This is a genomic window from Sanguibacter sp. HDW7, from assembly GCF_011300875.1.
GTDB lineage: Bacteria > Actinomycetota > Actinomycetes > Actinomycetales > Cellulomonadaceae > Flavimobilis.
This window is the reverse complement of the sequence record NZ_CP049862.1, coordinates 1,016,416-1,032,141: the sequence shown is the minus strand read 5'-3', so window position 1 is coordinate 1,032,141 and position 15,726 is coordinate 1,016,416. Positions and strand designations below refer to the sequence as shown.

Sequence of the window (15,726 nt, the reverse complement as noted above, 5' to 3'; positions counted from 1 at the left end):
ACAGCCGGTGTGCAGCCCGTCCGAGCCGGGCCGCGGGGACCACGCACCACCCATGCACGAGCACCACTGGAGGACCAGATGAGCACGACCCGCACTCGCGCCGAAGGCGCCCTCGTCCGAGACCTCCCACCCAGCGACCGCAGCGCGATGCTCGCCCCGCGCGGCTCGACCCCCGTGCTCGGCACAACCGTCTCGCTCTGGCGCGTCGAAGGGCGCTGGAGCGTCTGGTCGGCCGGTCCGGAGGCTGGCACGTGGTGGCTGCGCGCACTAGACGCCGCCGCGCAGGACGTCGCTCGTGAGGCCGCCGCGCGGCCCGATTCGGGCTACCCGGCCATCGTCCGCAGCCAGTCCGGTTGCATCGCCGTGAAGTCGAAGGAGATCCGCTCCGGTGGCCGCTGACATTCTCGAGGCCGCCCTCGACCTCCTTGCCCACGGCTACTCCGTCATCCCCATCCGCAACGACGGCACCAAGGCCCCCGCCCTGTCCTCGTGGAAGCAGTACACGACCCAGCGCCCCGACGAGCCCGCCGTGCGCCGCTGGTTCACCGACACCGACTACGACCTCGGGGTCGTCCAGGGGGCCGTCTCTGGCAACGCCGAGCTCACCGAGATCGAAGGGCGCGCGGCCCACCGCCTGCCCGACCTCAAGGCCCTCGCCGACGGCACCGGCCTCGGCGACCTCTGGACCAAGGTCACCACCGGCTGGGCCGAAATGAGCCCGTCGGGCGGCTTCCACTTCCACTACCGCATCGACGGCGAAGTGCCCGGCAACCTCAAGCTCGCCCGCGACCACGACCGCCTCGTCCTGGCCGAGACCCGCGGCGAAGGCGGTCAGGTCGTCGTCGCCCCCTCCCGCCACCACGCCTCCGGCCGCCCCTGGCAGCGCCTCGTCGGCGGACCTGCCACCGCACCCCTGCTCACCCTCGCCGAGCGCCAGGCCTTCCACGACCTCCTGCGCACCCTCGACACCCAGCCCGACCGCGCACCCGCCACGAGCGCGCCCGTCGCGCCGCACGACCCCACCCAGGGCATCACCCCCGGCGATGACTACGAAAACAAGACCGACTGGACCGACATCCTCACCCCCCACGGCTGGACGCACGTCACCACCCGCGGCCGCACACGCTACTGGCTGCGCCCTGGCAAGCCCCTCGGCTCCGGCTTCTCCGCCACCACCGGCCACGCCGACGACCGCGACAGGCTCTACGTCTTCACCTCGAGCACGGATTTCGCGCAGGAGACCCCGTACACCAAGCTCGGCGCCCTCGCCGTCCTCGAGCACGGCGGCGACCACTCCGCCGCCGCCAAGGCCCTCCACTCTGCAGGCTTCGGCGAACGACGCGAGCGCCTGCGCCCCATCCCCGACGAGGTCGCCGAATCCCTCGACGGCCTCATCCCACCCACGAACGGAGACACCTCATGGACGCCCACACCTGCGGCATCGTCATCTGCATCTGCACGAGCGGCGACAACCCCCGCCGCCACACCCTCTGCACCTGCGGACACCCCCAGTGCCAGCACGCCGAAGACCGCACCGGCCCCCACGCCTGCGGCACCCGCACCTGCGACTGCGCGCAGTTCCACGCACGCTGAGCCGCTCGCCTACACCGACACTGACGACGGCAACGCCCTCCTCCTTGTCGACACCCACGGCCACCACATCCGCTACGTCCCCCAGCGCGGACAGTGGCTCACCTGGACCGGCTCCCGCTGGCGCTGGGACGAAGCCGGCCACGTCAACGAACTCGCCCGCACCGTCGCCCGCAACCTCCCCGACGACGACAAGCCCGCCGAGAAGCACCGCCGCTACAGCCTCTCCCGCCGCGGCATCGAAGCCATGGTCGCCCTCGCCCGCACCGACCACCGCACCGCCACCCACCTCGCAGCCCTCGACGCCCGCCCCTACGAGCTCAACACCCCAGGCGGCGTCATCAACCTCCGCGCCGCCACCCTCACCGCCCCCGACCCCGCCGCCCTCCACACCCGCACCACCACCGTCACCCCCGACCTGGACGCACCCCACCCCCTCTGGGACAAGTTCCTCGCCGACACCTTCGCCGGAGACCCCGACCTCACCACCTACATCCAGAGGCTCCTCGGCGTCTCCCTTGTCGGTGTCGTCCTCGAACAGCTCCTCCCGTTCGCCCACGGCTCCGGAGCCAACGGCAAGACCACCCTCGCCGGAGTCATCCAGCGCATCGTCGGCGTCGGCGACGACGGCTACTCCATCAGCGCACCCGCCGAGATGCTCCTCGCCACCGCCCAGCAAGGCCACCCCACCGAGATCGCCCGCCTCGCCGGCGCACGCCTCGTCATCACCTCCGAGCTCGAGGACGGACAGCGGTTCGCCGAAGCCAAGATCAAGATGCTCACCGGCAAGGACACCATCTCCGGCCGGTTCATGCGGCAGGACTGGTTCTCGTTCACGCCCACCCACACCCTCTGGCTCCTCGCCAACCACCAGCCCCACGTCCGCGCCGGCGGCCCCGCCTTCTGGCGCCGCGTCCGCATGCTGCCCTTCGAGCACACCGTCCCGCCCGAGGCCCGCATCGCCGACCTCGAGGACCGGCTCGTCGACGAAGAAGGCCCCGCCATCCTCGGCTGGCTCATCCAGGGGGCGGCCGACTACTTCGCCCACGGCCTGGCCGAACCCGCCGCCGTCCGCGTCGCCACCGACGCCTACGCCGCCGACCAGGACACCGTCGCCCGCTTCGTCGAAGAGATGTGCGAGACCGGCGACCCCAACGCCCAGCACCTCCACGTCAAGGTCGCCACCCTCCGGGCCGCCTACGAGACCTGGTGCCGAGTCGAGGGCGAAGAGCCGGTCACCGCCAAGACGTTCGCCCAGCAGCTCCGCGCACGCTTCGGCGTCCTGTCCGCCCGCACCCGCGCCACCCGGTTCTACGACGGCATCCGACTGCGTGACACGTCATCCGAGGACGTGTCACGCGACGACGCTGACGGCCGCGACGAGGTCGCCTCAACCCTGGCGGACGGGTGGTGACCGCCGTGGTGACAGGTCGCACCTGTCACGTGTCACACCCCGAACGTGACACATGCAGGCAGCGTTTCCGCAGGTGTGACACGTGTGACGCGACTTCTGAACTGACGCCTGTGACGGGTGACAGGTTCTCTCCAGTTGCACGCGTCACGCGCGCGCGCACACACCCGTGTGAGCCGACCAAACCCGGAACACGCGTCACCCGTCACACCCCCTCCGCAGACGACGTCGGCAGCCCCCGATGACCACCCTCTTCGACCACCCCGCCACCTCATCCGAGCCCGCCTGGATGCGCGCCTACACCACCCGCACCGGAGCACCCCCACACCTCGGCACCGGCAAAGCCCGACCCCACCGATGCCCCACCTGCGGTCGCTGGACCCTCCAAGGCCTCGACGCCCACGTCATGGCCTTCCTCGCCACCACCGACCCCAACCCCCTCACACCGCAAGCCGAAGGCGCCGCCATCATCCTCGGCCGCCCCACCTACACCCTCCACGGCGCCCCCGGCCGCTACGAGCTCTGGCACCGCACACCCCACAGCGCCCGACGCCTCACACCCGCCCACCCCGAACGCCACATCGTCCTCGCCGCCCACGCCTGCACCGGCCCCCTCACCACCCACACCCTCACCATCACCCGCACCCGCGCGGCCGCCAGCGGCGACCAGCCGCCCTACTGACCAGGAGCACACCCATGGCACGCACCCGCCCCAAGGACATCGGCACCGCCGCCGAAACCGCCGTCGTCCGCGCCGCCCGCACCCGCGGCTTCCCCCTCGCCGACCGCCTCGCCCTCACCGGACGACTCGACCGCGGCGACGTCGGCCTTTGCCCCGGGCTCGTCGTCGAGGTCAAGGGCGGCGCCGCCGCCAAGACCGCCAGCGACAACCTCATCGCCACCTGGCTCGATGAAACCGAACGCGGACGTGTCAACGCCGGTGCCGCCCACGCCTTCCTCGTCACCCAGCGCGCCGGCGTCGGCCTCACCAACGCACACCGCTGGTGGGCCTGGTGGCGCCTCGGCGACCTCGGCTACCCGCTCGGCCTGCCGGCCGTCACCGCCCGCATCCCCATCCGCATGACCCTCGCCGACGCCCTCCACCTCCTCCGCACCCGCGGATGGGGAACACCCCTCGAGACGGACACGGACACGGACACGGACACGGACACGGACAGCGTCGCGGACGTCCGGGACGAGTCGCGCGCGCAGGAGGTGGCCCGGTGAGCGCGCGCAAGCCGCTCGCGGCTGACTGCACGGGTGACGACTCGTGCCCCTCGGGCGGGCACATGGTGTGGCGCGGTGGTGGGCACGTGCGTCGGCGGTGGGCGCACGTCGATCTCACGCCGGGGCAGCGCTTGACGCTCGCAGAGCGCCGCGCCGCCGTCCCCGTCCACGACCACGACCCGGTCCACCAGGGCTGCCGCGCGTGCGGCGCTCTCCCGGGTGACGGGGTGCCGTGTGATCCGCCTGTGCAGACCGTCCCGCACCCGAAGGAGAGCAAGCGATGAAGACGATGCCGCGCTGCGAGCGCTGCGACCGCAAGCACTCCCTCTACAGGGGGACATACGCCGTCGGCCTGTTCTCGTTGCTCGTCCCGCTGTACCGCGCCGACTACGACGGTTCGCCCCGCCGTGCGACCCGAGCCGAAGCGAACGCCGACATGTGCGACCACTACGCCACCCTCCCGAAGGAGCCGTCATGACCCGTCCGTCGCTTGCTGACATCACCCAGCGCGCCGAGGACGCCACCGAAGGACCGTGGGAGGCCGACGGCCGCACGGTCAACCAGTGCGTCGGGCAGTGGGCTGAGGTCGTCTCGACCGAGGTCTCGTGCGGGTCGTACTGCTACGGCGGCACCGGGCGTGGCGTCGAGAGCGCGTCGGACGCGGAGTTCATCGCGCACGCCCGCACCGACGTCCCGGCCCTGTCCGCCGCGATCCGCGACGTGCTCGCCCTGCACTCACCCGTCTACAGGCCTTTCCCACCGATCTGCGACCGCTGTCGTCAGGCGTTCCCCTGCGACACCTACACCGCGATCACCGCGCACATCGACACCACCCCGAAGGAGAACGACCGTGACTGACGACCTTCTTGGACCCGAGTGGCACGCCAAGGTGCGACAGGACTACGAGACTGCCGACGCGCTAGAGACCGTGGACCACGTGTGGCTCAACGGCTTCCGGTGCATCCGGCCGACCGACGAGTTCGCGGCCGAGGTCGGCCGGATGGTCATCAACAAGATCATGCAGACCCGCGACCGCAGCGTCGCCCTGACGTTCAACGCATCATGAGGAGGCCCACGATGACTGACCCGATCACCCCTGACGAGCGCGCCACCATGCGCGAGTGCGCAGAGCGGCTGTACTCCTACGGCGGCGAGGAACAGGTGCTCGCCGAGGGCACCATCCGCCTGCTCGACGCCCTCGTCACCGCCGAGGACGCGCGCGAGGGCGCGATCCGCGCGCTCGACGAGCACCGCTGCGACGAGCAGGCCGAGCGCGGCTACTCCCGGGCGATGCGAGCCGAGGCCGAGGTCGAGCGGCTGCGGCAGTCCCTGGACAAGGCGTCCGCCGACGAAGAGACTCTGGACGACTTCGTGAGCTCGGCGGTCCGGTGGCAGCGCCGCGCGCTGAGCGCCGAGGCTCGGGCCGAGCGGCTCAGCGAGAAGGTCGCAGGGCTGAGCAAGAGTCTGTCCGACGAACTGCGCACCACCGCCCCGAGCGAGCAGGGCCAGGACACCGTGGCCGCGCTCGTCCTCGCGCATGCAGTGGACTGGACCGCGCCCGGCGACCAGATCCGCTGCCGGTGTGGCATCGCCGATGAGTCTACGGTCGGGCACGCTGTCCACGTCGCCGAGCAGGTCGCCGCCGTCGTGCGGCAGCACGCGCCCGTCCGACCCGACCGGGAGACGCTGTCGGCGGCCCTGAACGGCCTGACCCGCGAGCAGTGGGACGAGCGATGGGAAGCGCCCGAGCGAGCATTCCTCCGCGACCGCGTGTCCGAGAAGGTCGACGCCGTGCTCGCCGAGTGGCCGGGTGAGTCCCGCGCCCAGGTGCAGGCCGAGGCGCTCCGAGCGTTCGCCGACACACGGGGAGTGAACGTGGGCGACGAGGACGACGAGTGGTGGCGCGGCTACCGGCAAGCACAGCGAGAGTGCCTGCACGACGCATCCGCCCGCGCCGACCGTCTCGCCGCCGAGGGAGGCCCTACTCCGTGACCGCGTCCTCAACCGAACGAGCATCCCGCTTCGCCGCCGACCGCCGCGAAGCCCAAGCGCGAACCGTGCCGACGTCACGGAGCACGCTCATGATCGCGAGCGCCACAAGGCCAACCGTCGATACGGAGAGCAGCCCAACAGCCACCACAGCGCCAGCCGAGAACAACACGGACCCCCACACGGTGTCCGTCGGAACAGCCGGCAGGGCCGTGAACGCGGCGACCGACAACGCGAACATGGCGAACAGGACCCACGGAGCGCGCTCGACCGTCTTGTCCCGCGCACGCTCGTCCAGCATCTTGTCCGCTGCGCGCGCCACCTCGTCCCTAAGCCGCCGCGCTGCCGCCCCCTCCGGCATCGCCGCCAGCAGCTCCAGGTCCCGCCTGAGCCGAGCCTGCCGCCGTCCGTCCGCCGTGACCCTCGGGTCGAAGCTCGTCCAGAACGCCAGAGCTGCCACGACCGTGCCGATCACGCTTGCCCACGCTTCCATGCCATCTCCCTGTCGACGGCGCCGGCCCGGATAGCCGTCGCACCGCGCGCACCATCCCACGCACCACCGACATTCCGCACCACCCGCACCGCCTGGAGGACCCCGATGCCCACCCGCCACACCGACATCGACATCGCACCCCTGCGCACCGCCGCCACCCAGCTCACCACCCTCCTCCCGCGCCTCCAGGCCCTCATTCCCGAGCAGCCCACCACCCTCGAAACCGACCACGGCTCCCACCGCAAGCACGTCGCCGCACCCATCCCCTGGAACACCCCCGCCGCGATGCTCGCCCTCGACATCCACGCCGCCGCACGCCGCCACGAAACCGCCCTCACCATCCGCCTCTTCCACAAGGCCACGTACCGCGGCGGCGACGACGCCACCACCCTCGACATCATCAAGCGCCTCCCCGAACTCGTCGCCCACGCCCTCATCCACCTCACCGACCCCGGCGACCTCGACGGCGCCGCCGACATCGCCCGCGAACTCGAGTCCTGGCCCCGCCACATCCGCGCCCTCCTCGACGAACCGCTCCCCGGCGAGCAGCGCTGGACCCGCGCACCCGGCGACCTGCGCTGCCCGTACTGCGACAAGAACCTCGAGCTCGAGCCCGGCTGGATCGACCACCCCGAGGCCGCGGACGTCATCTGCCGGCGCTGCGAGGACGCGTACGGGCGGATGCTGCGGTGGGAGCCGACGACGTGGATCGCCGTCCTGAACCAGGCCGACGCGGGGTGAGGTCGGGCCGCTACGCTGCGGAGCATGGACGGATGGGCCCCCGGATGGGAAGCCATCGGCGCGATCGGCTCAGCGTTTGCCGCCGGTGTCGCGCTTTGGCTTGCGACGCGCGAGCGAGCGGATCGCAAGCAAGCGGAGTTCGACCGCGAGCGAGCGCGCGATGACGAGCGTCGAAGGCGCCGTCGCGCGAATGAGGAACGTCTGTATCGCCAGGCCCGAGCGGTCGCCCTTTGGAATGAAGCCAGAGACGAAGGCCGAGAGCGCGACGAGGATGGCGGCGTCCGGGAGCGCTTCGACTACATCGAGTGGACACTTGAGAACTTCTCTGCCGCCCCGATCTTCGAAGTCGCCTTCCAGGAACGGATCGCCGAAACCGGTGGAAGGAGGGTCGGCAACGCAATACCCGTTCTCCGGCCAGGCGAACGGGCCATCGCCAATGAGCCAGAGACCCCAAGGGTCGACTCCCTGCAGGTCACCTTCCGTGATGTCGCAGGGACGCGATGGACACTCGATAAAGACGGGTTGCGTCTCCGGGACGAGTACGACGCGGATTGACGCGGGTTATCCACAGGCCCTAACATCGGGCACGGCACCCCATGCCCTGAAGGCCCCGTCGAGCACACGCTCCGGGGCCTTCGCCACACCCTCACGCGACCGGCCAGGCGCCACGTCCGCGACCCCAGCGCACGCCCGAGGCAGGTGACCACACGTGGCCACCATCGCCCCCTGGACCCCCGACCACGACACCCAGCTCGCGGCACTCCACGCACAGGGCCTCTCCGTCCGCCACATCGCCGAGCGCATGGGCATGACCAAGACCCGCGTCGCCGACCGCGCCCGCAAGGCCGGCCTCCGCTGGGACCGCGCGCAGACCGCCGCCGCCACCCGCGCCGTCGTCATCGACGCCAAGGCCCGCCGAGCCCTCCTCGAGCACAAGCTCCTCGACGACGCCGAACGCCTCCGCGCGCAGATGTGGGAGCCGCACGAGTACATCGACCACGGCGGCAAGGACTACATCGAAGTCCGCTGGCAGCAGGACGAGCCGACGCCGACGGACAAGCTCAAGCTCATGTCCGCGGCGACGCAGGCCATCGACCGGTCGCTGAAGATCGCCCAGCACGACTCCGACGGCGGCACGCACGAGGCCCTCAGCATGCTCCAGCGCCTGGCCGACGCGATCGGCGTCCCCGAGCCGGGAAGCGTCGCGTGACGACCGTCGAGGCGGGCCTGTCGCCGAAGCAACTCGCGTTCATGCGCGAGTCCTCGGCGCGCGTGAACGTCCTCGAGGGCACGATCCGGTCCGGCAAGACCATCGTCTCCCTGCTCCGCTGGCTGATCTTCATCGCCCGCGCGCCGCGCGGCGGCGAACTCATCATGATCGGCCGCACCCGCGACGCCCTCTTCCGCAACGTCATCAAGCCCCTCCAGGACCCCAGCCTGTTCGGCGCCCTGGCCGCACTCGTCGTCTACACCAACGGCGCACCCTCGGCGACGATCCTCGGCCGCACCGTCCACGTCATCGGCGCCTCCGACGCCAAGGCCGAGAAGATCATCCGAGGCATGACCGTCGCCGGCGCCTACGTCGACGAGATCACCGTCATCCCCGAAGAGTTCTTCACCCAGCTCCTCGGCCGCATGAGCGTCCGCGGCGCGCAGCTCTTCGGCACGACGAACCCGGACAGCCCCGCGCACTGGCTCAAGGCGAAGTTCCTCGACCGCCTCGGCGACCTGCTGGACTGGCGGTCCTGGCACTTCACGCTCGACGACAACCCGTCCCTGTCCGAGCAGTACAAGGCCTCGATCAAGGCCGAGTTCACAGGCCTCTGGTACAGGCGGTTCATCCAAGGTGAGTGGGTCGCCGCCGAAGGCGCGATCTACGACATGTGGGACCCGCAAGCCCACGTCATCGCCTACGACACCCTGCCGCCGCTAGCCGAGCTCATCGCCGTCGGCGTCGACTACGGCACCACGAACCCGACCCACGCCGTCGCGCTCGGCATCACCGCCGAGAAGGTTCAGCGCCTGGTCGTCGTCGACGAGTGGCGGTACAAGGCCGGCGACAAGGGCCACCGCTGGACCGACGCGCAACTCTCCGCAGGCCTGCGCGCCTGGACCGACGACCTGCGCGACACCCTGCACCTCCAGCCCCGCTGGACGTTCCTCGACCCCGCCGCCGCGTCCTTCCACACGCAGCTGCGATCCGACGGCGTCACCGGCCTCACCGCCGCCTCGAACGAAGTCGCGTACGGCATCCGCACCGTCGCGAACCTCCTCGGCCGCAACCGACTCGTCGTCACCGACCGCTGCCCGCACCTCATCGCCGAAGCGCCCGGGTATTCCTGGGACCCGAAGGCGACCGAGAAGGGCGAAGACAAGCCCATCAAGGTCGCCGACCACGGCCTGGACGCCCTGCGCTACGCGGTCGTCTCCTCCGAGCGCTACTGGCACCACCGACTCGCAGCCTGACAGGAGGCACCCTCGCATGGCTCTCCCCGCCTCCGGCAGCGTCTGGCCACCGAAGCCGTTCGACACGGCACTCGCCCTCATCAACGAGCACGACGCCTGGTACGTCGGCGACACGACCCGCCTCGCAGGCGTCTACGGCGGCACGCGGGCCGCGGCACGCGTGCGTTCCTCGCAGCACTCTGGCGGCGTCGTCGGCGTTGTGGCGCGGTTCTTCTGGGGTCGGCCGATCCCGGAGGGTCAGTCGCGCACGCGCCTGCACGTGCCGCTGCCGGCCGACATCGCCACCACCTCGGCGGACCTCCTCTTCTCGGAGCCGCCGCGCATCCTCCTGCCCAAGGACGAGGGCGACAACGACCACGCGGCGCAGGCTCGCCTCGAAGAGATCATGAACACGCCGCTGGTCCACGCCGGGCTGCTCGAAGCCGCGGAGGTCGCGGCCGCACACGGCGGCACGTACCTGCGCATCACGTGGGACACCGACGTCGCCGACCATCCGCTGCTCGGGTCGGTCGCCGCGGACGGCGCGATCCCGGAGTGGCGGCACGGCATGCTCGTCGGCGTGACGTTCTGGACGGTCGTCGCCCGTGAGGGCCAGATCGTGTGGCGGCACCTCGAGCGGCACGAGCCCGGACGCATCCTGCACGGCCTGTACCAGGGCACGAGCACGGACCTCGGCCACGCGCGCCCGCTCGACGAGCAGGAGGCGACGGCGTGGGCTGCCGAGCTCGTCGACGCTGAGGGTGCGATCGCGACCGGGTCGACGCGGCTCACGGCCGCGTACGTGCCGAACATCCGCCCCCAGCGGCGCTGGCGTCGCACCCCGGACCTCTCGCCGCTCGGCCGGAGCGACTTCGACGGCATCGAGCCTGTCTTCGACGCCGTCGACGAGGCGTACTCCTCGTGGATGCGCGACATCCGCCTCGCCCGCGCCCGCGTGTTCGTCGACCAGTCGATGCTCACCAACAACGGCCCCGGCAGCGGCGCGTCGTTCGACGACGAGCGGGAGCTGTTCACGACGCTCGCGGGCACCGGGTCGATGCAGGACGGCGCAACGATCACGGCGCAGCAGTTCGCGATCCGCTGGGAGGAGCACCAGCGCACCATCCAGGACCTCACCAGGGTCGCGCTCCGCAGCGCCGGGTACTCGCCGGCGTCGTTCGGGGACGACTCCGTGAGCGTCCAGGAGACCGCCACGCAGGTGATGTCCAAGCAGCAGCTCTCGGAGCGGACGCGGGACAAGAAGATCCGCTACTGGAAGGCCGCGCTCGGGCCGCTCGCTGCGGCGATGCTCGACGTCGACGCGCACGTCTTCGGCGCGAACCAGTCCGACCCGAAGATCGTGCCCGAGGTGCGGTTCCCCGAGAAGGCCAACGCCGAGCCCGAGGACGTCGCCCAGACCATCGCGCTCCTCGACCAGGCATCCGCGATCTCCACCGACCTCAAGGTCCGCATGTTCCACCCCGACTGGGACGCCGCCAAGGTCGACGAGGAAGTCGAGCGCATCCGCGCCGAGAACACCGTCCCTGACCCGGCGCTCTTCCGTCCGGGCATCGACGGGGCATAGGTTCCCAGGCCATGCCTGCCAGCCCCGACACTGCCGCGCGCCTCGCGTACGAGGCCGTGGAGATCGTCGCGGGCGCCGAGGTCGCCGTCCTGCGCGCCGTCGCGCGGCGTCTGCGCGAGGGGCGGGACGCGGCGGGCTGGCAGACCGCGAAGCTCTCCCAGCTCGCGCTCCTGCGGGCCGAGGTCGCGCGGGATCTGGCGGCGCTCGACGCCGACCTCGCGCGCGTCGTCAACGCGACGATCTCGCGCGCGTACTCGCTCGGGCAGGCGCTCGCCGTCGGCGACCTCGACGACCTCGGGATCGCGCCACGGCTGCCGGACGCGCAGTGGGCGGCCGTCACCAGGATCGCCCACGACGTCTCGAGCACCGTGACCGGGCTGACGCCGGTCGTGCTGCGCACCGTCGCCGACGTCTACCAGCAGGCGGTCGCCGCCGAGCTCGGGTCCGTGCTCCTGGGTGCGCGCACGCGCCGACAGACGGCGCAGCAGGTCCTGAACCGGCTCCTCGGCGACGGCGTCGGCGGCTTCCGGGACCGCGCGGGTCGCGCGTGGCGTCTGGAGTCGTACGTCGAGATGGCCGTGCGCACCGGTGCGGGGCAGGCGATGGTCGACGGGCACGTGCAGACGCTCGTCGCCTCGGGCCAGGACCTCGTGCAGATCATCCCGGGGCCGCGTCCGTGCCCGTCGTGCGATGTGTGGGCTGGTGCGATCCTGTCGCTGACCGGCGCTGGGCTCGACTCTGTGGGTCCGGGCGGGCGGGTGCCGGTGGCGGGGACGCTCGACGAGGTGCGTGGCTCTGGGCACCTGTTCGGTCCGAACTGTCGGTGCTCCACGGGCATCTACGTGCCGGGTGTCTCGAGCACGGGCGTGCAGCGGCCGGACCCTGCCGGGTACGTGGCGCAGCAGGAGCAGCGCGCGCTGGAGCGTGGCATCCGTGAGGCGAAGCGTCGTGAGGCGCTCGCGCTCGACGATGGTGCGCGGGTGGCTGCGGGGCGTCTGGTGCGGGAGCGGCAGGCTTCGCTCCGGGCGCACCTGGTGGCGCACCCGGAGCTGAAGCGTCAGCGGGGCCGTGAGCAGATCGGCCGCGCCATCTAGGTCAGTGCGACTGGCTGGGGTTGCTCAACCAGGCATGCGCCTCGGCCACCCGAGCGGCCGCAGTAGCGAAGTGCTCCGCATGCGGGGCTGCCGACTTCGCCGCGCTCTGCCCAAGCGTCACCACTGCCGCGACCAGAGCCTTCTCCTGAGCGTCATTCATCGTCTTCTCCTGTCGTCGTGCCGCCCGCCCAATGCGTGCGGTCTCGATGCCGCGCACCCTACCGACCACCACCGACATTCCGCACCCATGCCCTGGAGGCACCCCGTGAGCGAGACCAACTCCACCACCGCCCCGACCCCGCAGGCGCCCGCCGAGGGCGCGCCCGCGCCCGTGGCCACCCCGGCGACCGTCGCCGCGCAGATCACCCCACAGGCACCCGCACGGCCCGCCAGCGCGGACGCCGCGCAGGACGTCGCGTCCCTGCCTGACTGGGCGCAGACCCTCGTCAAGGACCTCCGCGCCGAGGCCGGCGCCGCGCGCACCACCGCGAAGGCCAACGCCGCCACCGAGGCCCGCAACACCCTCGTGCAGGACCTTGGTAAGGCCCTCGGCCTCGTCAAGGACGGCGACACCCCGCCCGACCCCGCCGCACTCACCGCGCAGCTCACCGAGCAGCAGACCGCCGCGCGCACCGCGCAGGTCGAGCTCGCCGTCTACCGCGCCGCCACCCTCGCAGGCGCGGACCCCGCAGCGCTCCTCGACTCGCGCGCGTTCCTCGACTCCGTCAAGGACGTCGACCCGGCCGACGCCACCGCCATCACGGCGGCGATCACGAAGGCCATCACCGACAACCCCCGGCTCAAGACCGTCCAGGCGGCGAGCAAGAGCGGGGCGGACCTCACCGGCCGGACCGGCGAGACCACCAGCAAGACCCCCCTCTCGCTCGACGCCGCAGTCGCGGCCTCGCTCGCACAGTAAGGAGGCCACCCCATGGCCGCAGTCACCCTCGCCGAGGCCGGTCGCAACGCGCAGACCGACCTCGACGTCTCCGTCATCGACGAGTTCCGCAAGGGCTCGGCGATCCTCGACGCGCTCATCTTCGACCAGGCGGTCAACCCCGCCGGCGGCGGCGCGACCCTCACGTACGGCTACCGCCGCCAGATCACGCAGCGCAGCGCGGACTTCCGTGCGCTCAACAGCGAGTACACGACCGCCGAGGTCACCACCGAGCACAAGACCGTCAGCCTGGTCCCGCTCGGTGGCGCGTTCGAGGTCGACCGCGTGATCGCGAAGATCGGCCCGGCCGCGTCCGGGTCCGTCGCGCTCAACCTCAAGAACACGATCACCGCCACGACGACCCGGTTCCAGGACGAGGTCATCAACGGTGACGTCGCCGTCGACGCCAAGGGCTTCGACGGCCTCGACAAGGCGCTCACCGGCTCCGCCACGGAGTTCCGCGCCACGTCGGTCACCGACTGGACCGACTTCGACACGGACTCGCGTGCGGAGCACAAGGCGCTCGACGCGATCGACGAGTTCCTCGCGCTGCTCGACGGCTCGCCGACGGTCCTCCTCGGAAACGCCAAGGCGCTCGCCCGGGTCCGGGCCGCGGCTCGTCGTGCGGGCATGTACACGAAGAACCCGGTCGAGGGTCTCCTCGGCCCGAACGGGCGTCCGATCACGCGGGAGGCGTACGGCGACGTGATCTTCGCCGACCCGGGCGCGAAGGCGGGGTCGAACAACCCGATCATCCCGATCGAGAACCGCACGGTCGGCACGGCGCAGACGGGCCTCACGGACCTGTACGCGATCCGTGTGGGCCTCGACGGCTTCCACGCGGTGGCGACGGTCGGCGGCCAGCTCGTCGAGACGTGGATGCCCGACTTCTCGACCGCGGGTGCGGTCAAGAAGGGTGAGGTCGAGATGGGTCCGGTCGCCGTCGCGCTCAAGGCCACGAAGGCCGCGGCGGTCTTCCGCAACATCAAGGTCGCCTGACCGTGGCCGCGCGCAAGGCGCAGGACGCGCCCGCACCGGAGGCCCCGGAGGTCGTCACGCCCGAGGCCGAGGTCGTCACGCCCGAGGTCACGGACCCGGAGGTCCCGACCACCGAGCCCGCCGACGCCGAGCCCGTCGAGGTCGAGGTCCACTCGCCCGCGACCGACTTCACCGGCGACGTCCTCGGCGTCACCTTCACCAAGGGCACCGCCCACACCAGCGACCCCGTCGCCCTGGCGTACTTCACGCGCCGCGGCTACACGGTCGCCCCGGAGGCCTGACCTCCACCCCTGGACTGTCCCCGCCCTCGTGCCCCTGACCGGGGGCGGGGACAGCACTACACGAACTTCGGGGTGGGGCGTCAACCGCCCCCGCCACACACGAGTACAGGGCGGAAGGCCGGCTGGCCGGGACACCGATGGCGGTCTCCTTCCTGGCTGTAGCGCCGCGACCTGCGTCCCACCCCGACACCCCTCCTGGAGGCTCATCGTGCGCACGTACGCCACCCTCGCCGACGTCAACGGGTCCCCGTGGCGACTCGGCCTGTCCGCCGAGGCCGCAGAGGACCTGATCGCGCTCGCGTCCGCCGACGTCGAACGCCTCACGATGACCGCCGTCTACGAAGTCGACACCGACGGACTCCCCACCGACCCGGTAGTGCGCGCCGCGCTGCGGGACGCGACGTGCGCGACCGTGGCGTGGCTCGACGAGACCGGCGACACCTCGGGCGCCGCCGCCCGCTACAACAGCCTCTCCCTCGGGTCGTTCTCCGTCTCCGGTGGCGGTGTCGGCTCCGGCACGAACACCGACGCCGCCGCATCCCTCGTCGCACCGCGCGCCATCACGATCCTCCAGAACGCCGGCCTCATCGGCCGCGCACCGAGGACACCATGAAGCTGCCGCGCATCCTCACCCCGCACACCGTCACCGTCCGCAACGCCGAGGGCACCGGCGCGTACGGCACCGTCCTCGGCCCCGACCGCACGCTCGAGCACGTTCGCGTCGAGGAGACCACGCGCCTCGTGCGCGACCGCAACGGCCAGGAGGTCGTCTCCTCGGCGCGCGTGTTCCTGCGGCCCGAGCACGGCCCCGTGCCGCTCGACTCCGAGGTGGACCTTCCGTCCGGACGCACCGCCGTCGTCCTCGCCGTCGCGCACCACCACACGCCGCCCGCACCCGAGCACAACGAGCTCTCCCTGACGTGAGGTGACCCGG

21 protein-coding genes are annotated in these 15,726 nt (G+C 71.7%); 19 read left to right on the top strand and 2 right to left on the bottom strand.

Features of this window, described 5'->3' with window-relative positions; genetic code table 11:
- Positions 1-78: 78 nt before the first annotated feature.
- The 8 genes from G7063_RS04720 to G7063_RS04685 all read left to right on the top strand — a co-directional run bounded on the left by G7063_RS04720 (position 79) and on the right by G7063_RS04685 (position 6,220).
- Positions 79-399 (top strand): hypothetical protein, encoded by a 321-nt coding sequence (locus tag G7063_RS04720; protein WP_166413367.1) that lies wholly within the window; start codon positions 79-81, stop codon positions 397-399.
- A complete protein-coding gene (locus G7063_RS04715) occupies positions 389-3,004 on the top strand; it encodes a phage/plasmid primase, P4 family (protein ID WP_166413366.1) in 2,616 nt (871 codons plus the stop codon). The genes G7063_RS04720 and G7063_RS04715 overlap by 11 nt, the downstream gene beginning before the upstream one ends.
- A 238-nt stretch (positions 3,005-3,242) precedes the next feature.
- Complete coding sequence (locus G7063_RS04710; protein ID WP_166413365.1) at positions 3,243-3,683, top strand: hypothetical protein; 441 nt, start codon at positions 3,243-3,245, stop codon at positions 3,681-3,683.
- A gap of 14 nt (positions 3,684-3,697) precedes the next feature.
- Complete coding sequence (locus G7063_RS04705; RefSeq protein ID WP_206188208.1) at positions 3,698-4,228, top strand: hypothetical protein; 531 nt, start codon at positions 3,698-3,700, stop codon at positions 4,226-4,228.
- A gap of 280 nt (positions 4,229-4,508) precedes the next feature.
- Positions 4,509-4,706: a hypothetical protein gene (locus G7063_RS04700; protein WP_166413364.1), complete on the top strand. Its 198-nt coding sequence runs from the start codon at positions 4,509-4,511 to the stop codon at positions 4,704-4,706.
- Positions 4,703-5,086, top strand: coding sequence for a hypothetical protein (locus tag G7063_RS04695; protein WP_166413363.1), 384 nt, complete (start codon positions 4,703-4,705; stop codon positions 5,084-5,086). Before G7063_RS04700 ends, G7063_RS04695 begins: the two co-directional genes overlap by 4 nt.
- Positions 5,079-5,294, top strand: a complete 216-nt coding sequence (locus G7063_RS04690) for a hypothetical protein (protein WP_166413362.1) — start codon at positions 5,079-5,081, stop codon at positions 5,292-5,294. Before G7063_RS04695 ends, G7063_RS04690 begins: the two co-directional genes overlap by 8 nt.
- Before the next feature lie 11 nt (positions 5,295-5,305).
- Positions 5,306-6,220 carry a hypothetical protein gene (locus G7063_RS04685; protein ID WP_166413361.1) on the top strand — a complete coding sequence of 305 codons (915 nt, stop codon included), beginning with the start codon at positions 5,306-5,308 and terminating at the stop codon, positions 6,218-6,220.
- Here G7063_RS04685 and G7063_RS04680 read toward each other — a convergent pair.
- Positions 6,210-6,710 (bottom strand): hypothetical protein, encoded by a 501-nt coding sequence (locus tag G7063_RS04680; protein WP_166413360.1) that lies wholly within the window; start codon positions 6,708-6,710, stop codon positions 6,210-6,212. The genes G7063_RS04685 and G7063_RS04680 overlap by 11 nt on opposite strands.
- Positions 6,711-6,815: 105 nt before the next feature.
- Between G7063_RS04680 and G7063_RS04675 the strand changes: the two genes are divergently transcribed.
- The 6 genes from G7063_RS04675 to G7063_RS04650 all read left to right on the top strand — a co-directional run bounded on the left by G7063_RS04675 (position 6,816) and on the right by G7063_RS04650 (position 12,575).
- Positions 6,816-7,451, top strand: a complete 636-nt coding sequence (locus tag G7063_RS04675) for a hypothetical protein (RefSeq protein ID WP_166413359.1) — start codon at positions 6,816-6,818, stop codon at positions 7,449-7,451.
- Positions 7,452-7,475: 24 nt separating this feature from the next.
- Positions 7,476-8,006, top strand: a complete 531-nt coding sequence (locus G7063_RS04670; protein ID WP_166413358.1) for a hypothetical protein — start codon at positions 7,476-7,478, stop codon at positions 8,004-8,006.
- 154 nt (positions 8,007-8,160) lie between these two features.
- Positions 8,161-8,661, top strand: a complete 501-nt coding sequence (locus tag G7063_RS04665; protein ID WP_166413357.1) for a helix-turn-helix domain-containing protein — start codon at positions 8,161-8,163, stop codon at positions 8,659-8,661.
- A complete protein-coding gene (locus G7063_RS04660; protein ID WP_240916192.1) occupies positions 8,658-9,917 on the top strand; it encodes a PBSX family phage terminase large subunit in 1,260 nt (419 codons plus the stop codon). The genes G7063_RS04665 and G7063_RS04660 overlap by 4 nt, the downstream gene beginning before the upstream one ends.
- 16 nt (positions 9,918-9,933) lie before the next feature.
- Positions 9,934-11,481, top strand: a complete 1,548-nt coding sequence (locus G7063_RS04655) for a hypothetical protein (RefSeq protein ID WP_166413356.1) — start codon at positions 9,934-9,936, stop codon at positions 11,479-11,481.
- An 11-nt stretch (positions 11,482-11,492) separates the two neighbouring features.
- Entirely contained in the window at positions 11,493-12,575 is a 1,083-nt protein-coding gene (locus tag G7063_RS04650) for a phage minor capsid protein (RefSeq protein WP_166413355.1), read from the top strand.
- A 1-nt stretch (position 12,576) separates the two neighbouring features.
- On the opposite strand, the gene G7063_RS04645 is transcribed toward G7063_RS04650, so the two are convergent.
- Positions 12,577-12,735: a hypothetical protein gene (locus G7063_RS04645; protein ID WP_166413354.1), complete on the bottom strand. Its 159-nt coding sequence runs from the start codon at positions 12,733-12,735 to the stop codon at positions 12,577-12,579.
- A 105-nt stretch (positions 12,736-12,840) separates the two neighbouring features.
- Between G7063_RS04645 and G7063_RS04640 the strand changes: the two genes are divergently transcribed.
- From G7063_RS04640 to G7063_RS04620, 5 genes are all read left to right on the top strand, one after another.
- Positions 12,841-13,494 carry a hypothetical protein gene (locus G7063_RS04640; protein ID WP_166413353.1) on the top strand — a complete coding sequence of 218 codons (654 nt, stop codon included), beginning with the start codon at positions 12,841-12,843 and terminating at the stop codon, positions 13,492-13,494.
- A gap of 12 nt (positions 13,495-13,506) precedes the next feature.
- Positions 13,507-14,511, top strand: coding sequence for a major capsid protein (locus G7063_RS04635; protein WP_166413352.1), 1,005 nt, complete (start codon positions 13,507-13,509; stop codon positions 14,509-14,511).
- A gap of 2 nt (positions 14,512-14,513) precedes the next feature.
- On the top strand, positions 14,514-14,792 hold the full coding sequence (locus G7063_RS04630) for a hypothetical protein (protein WP_166413351.1): 279 nt from the start codon (positions 14,514-14,516) through the stop codon (positions 14,790-14,792).
- A 208-nt stretch (positions 14,793-15,000) separates the two neighbouring features.
- A complete protein-coding gene (locus tag G7063_RS04625; protein WP_166413350.1) occupies positions 15,001-15,405 on the top strand; it encodes a hypothetical protein in 405 nt (134 codons plus the stop codon).
- Positions 15,402-15,716, top strand: coding sequence for a hypothetical protein (locus G7063_RS04620; protein WP_166413349.1), 315 nt, complete (start codon positions 15,402-15,404; stop codon positions 15,714-15,716). Before G7063_RS04625 ends, G7063_RS04620 begins: the two co-directional genes overlap by 4 nt.
- Positions 15,717-15,726: the final 10 nt, after the last annotated feature.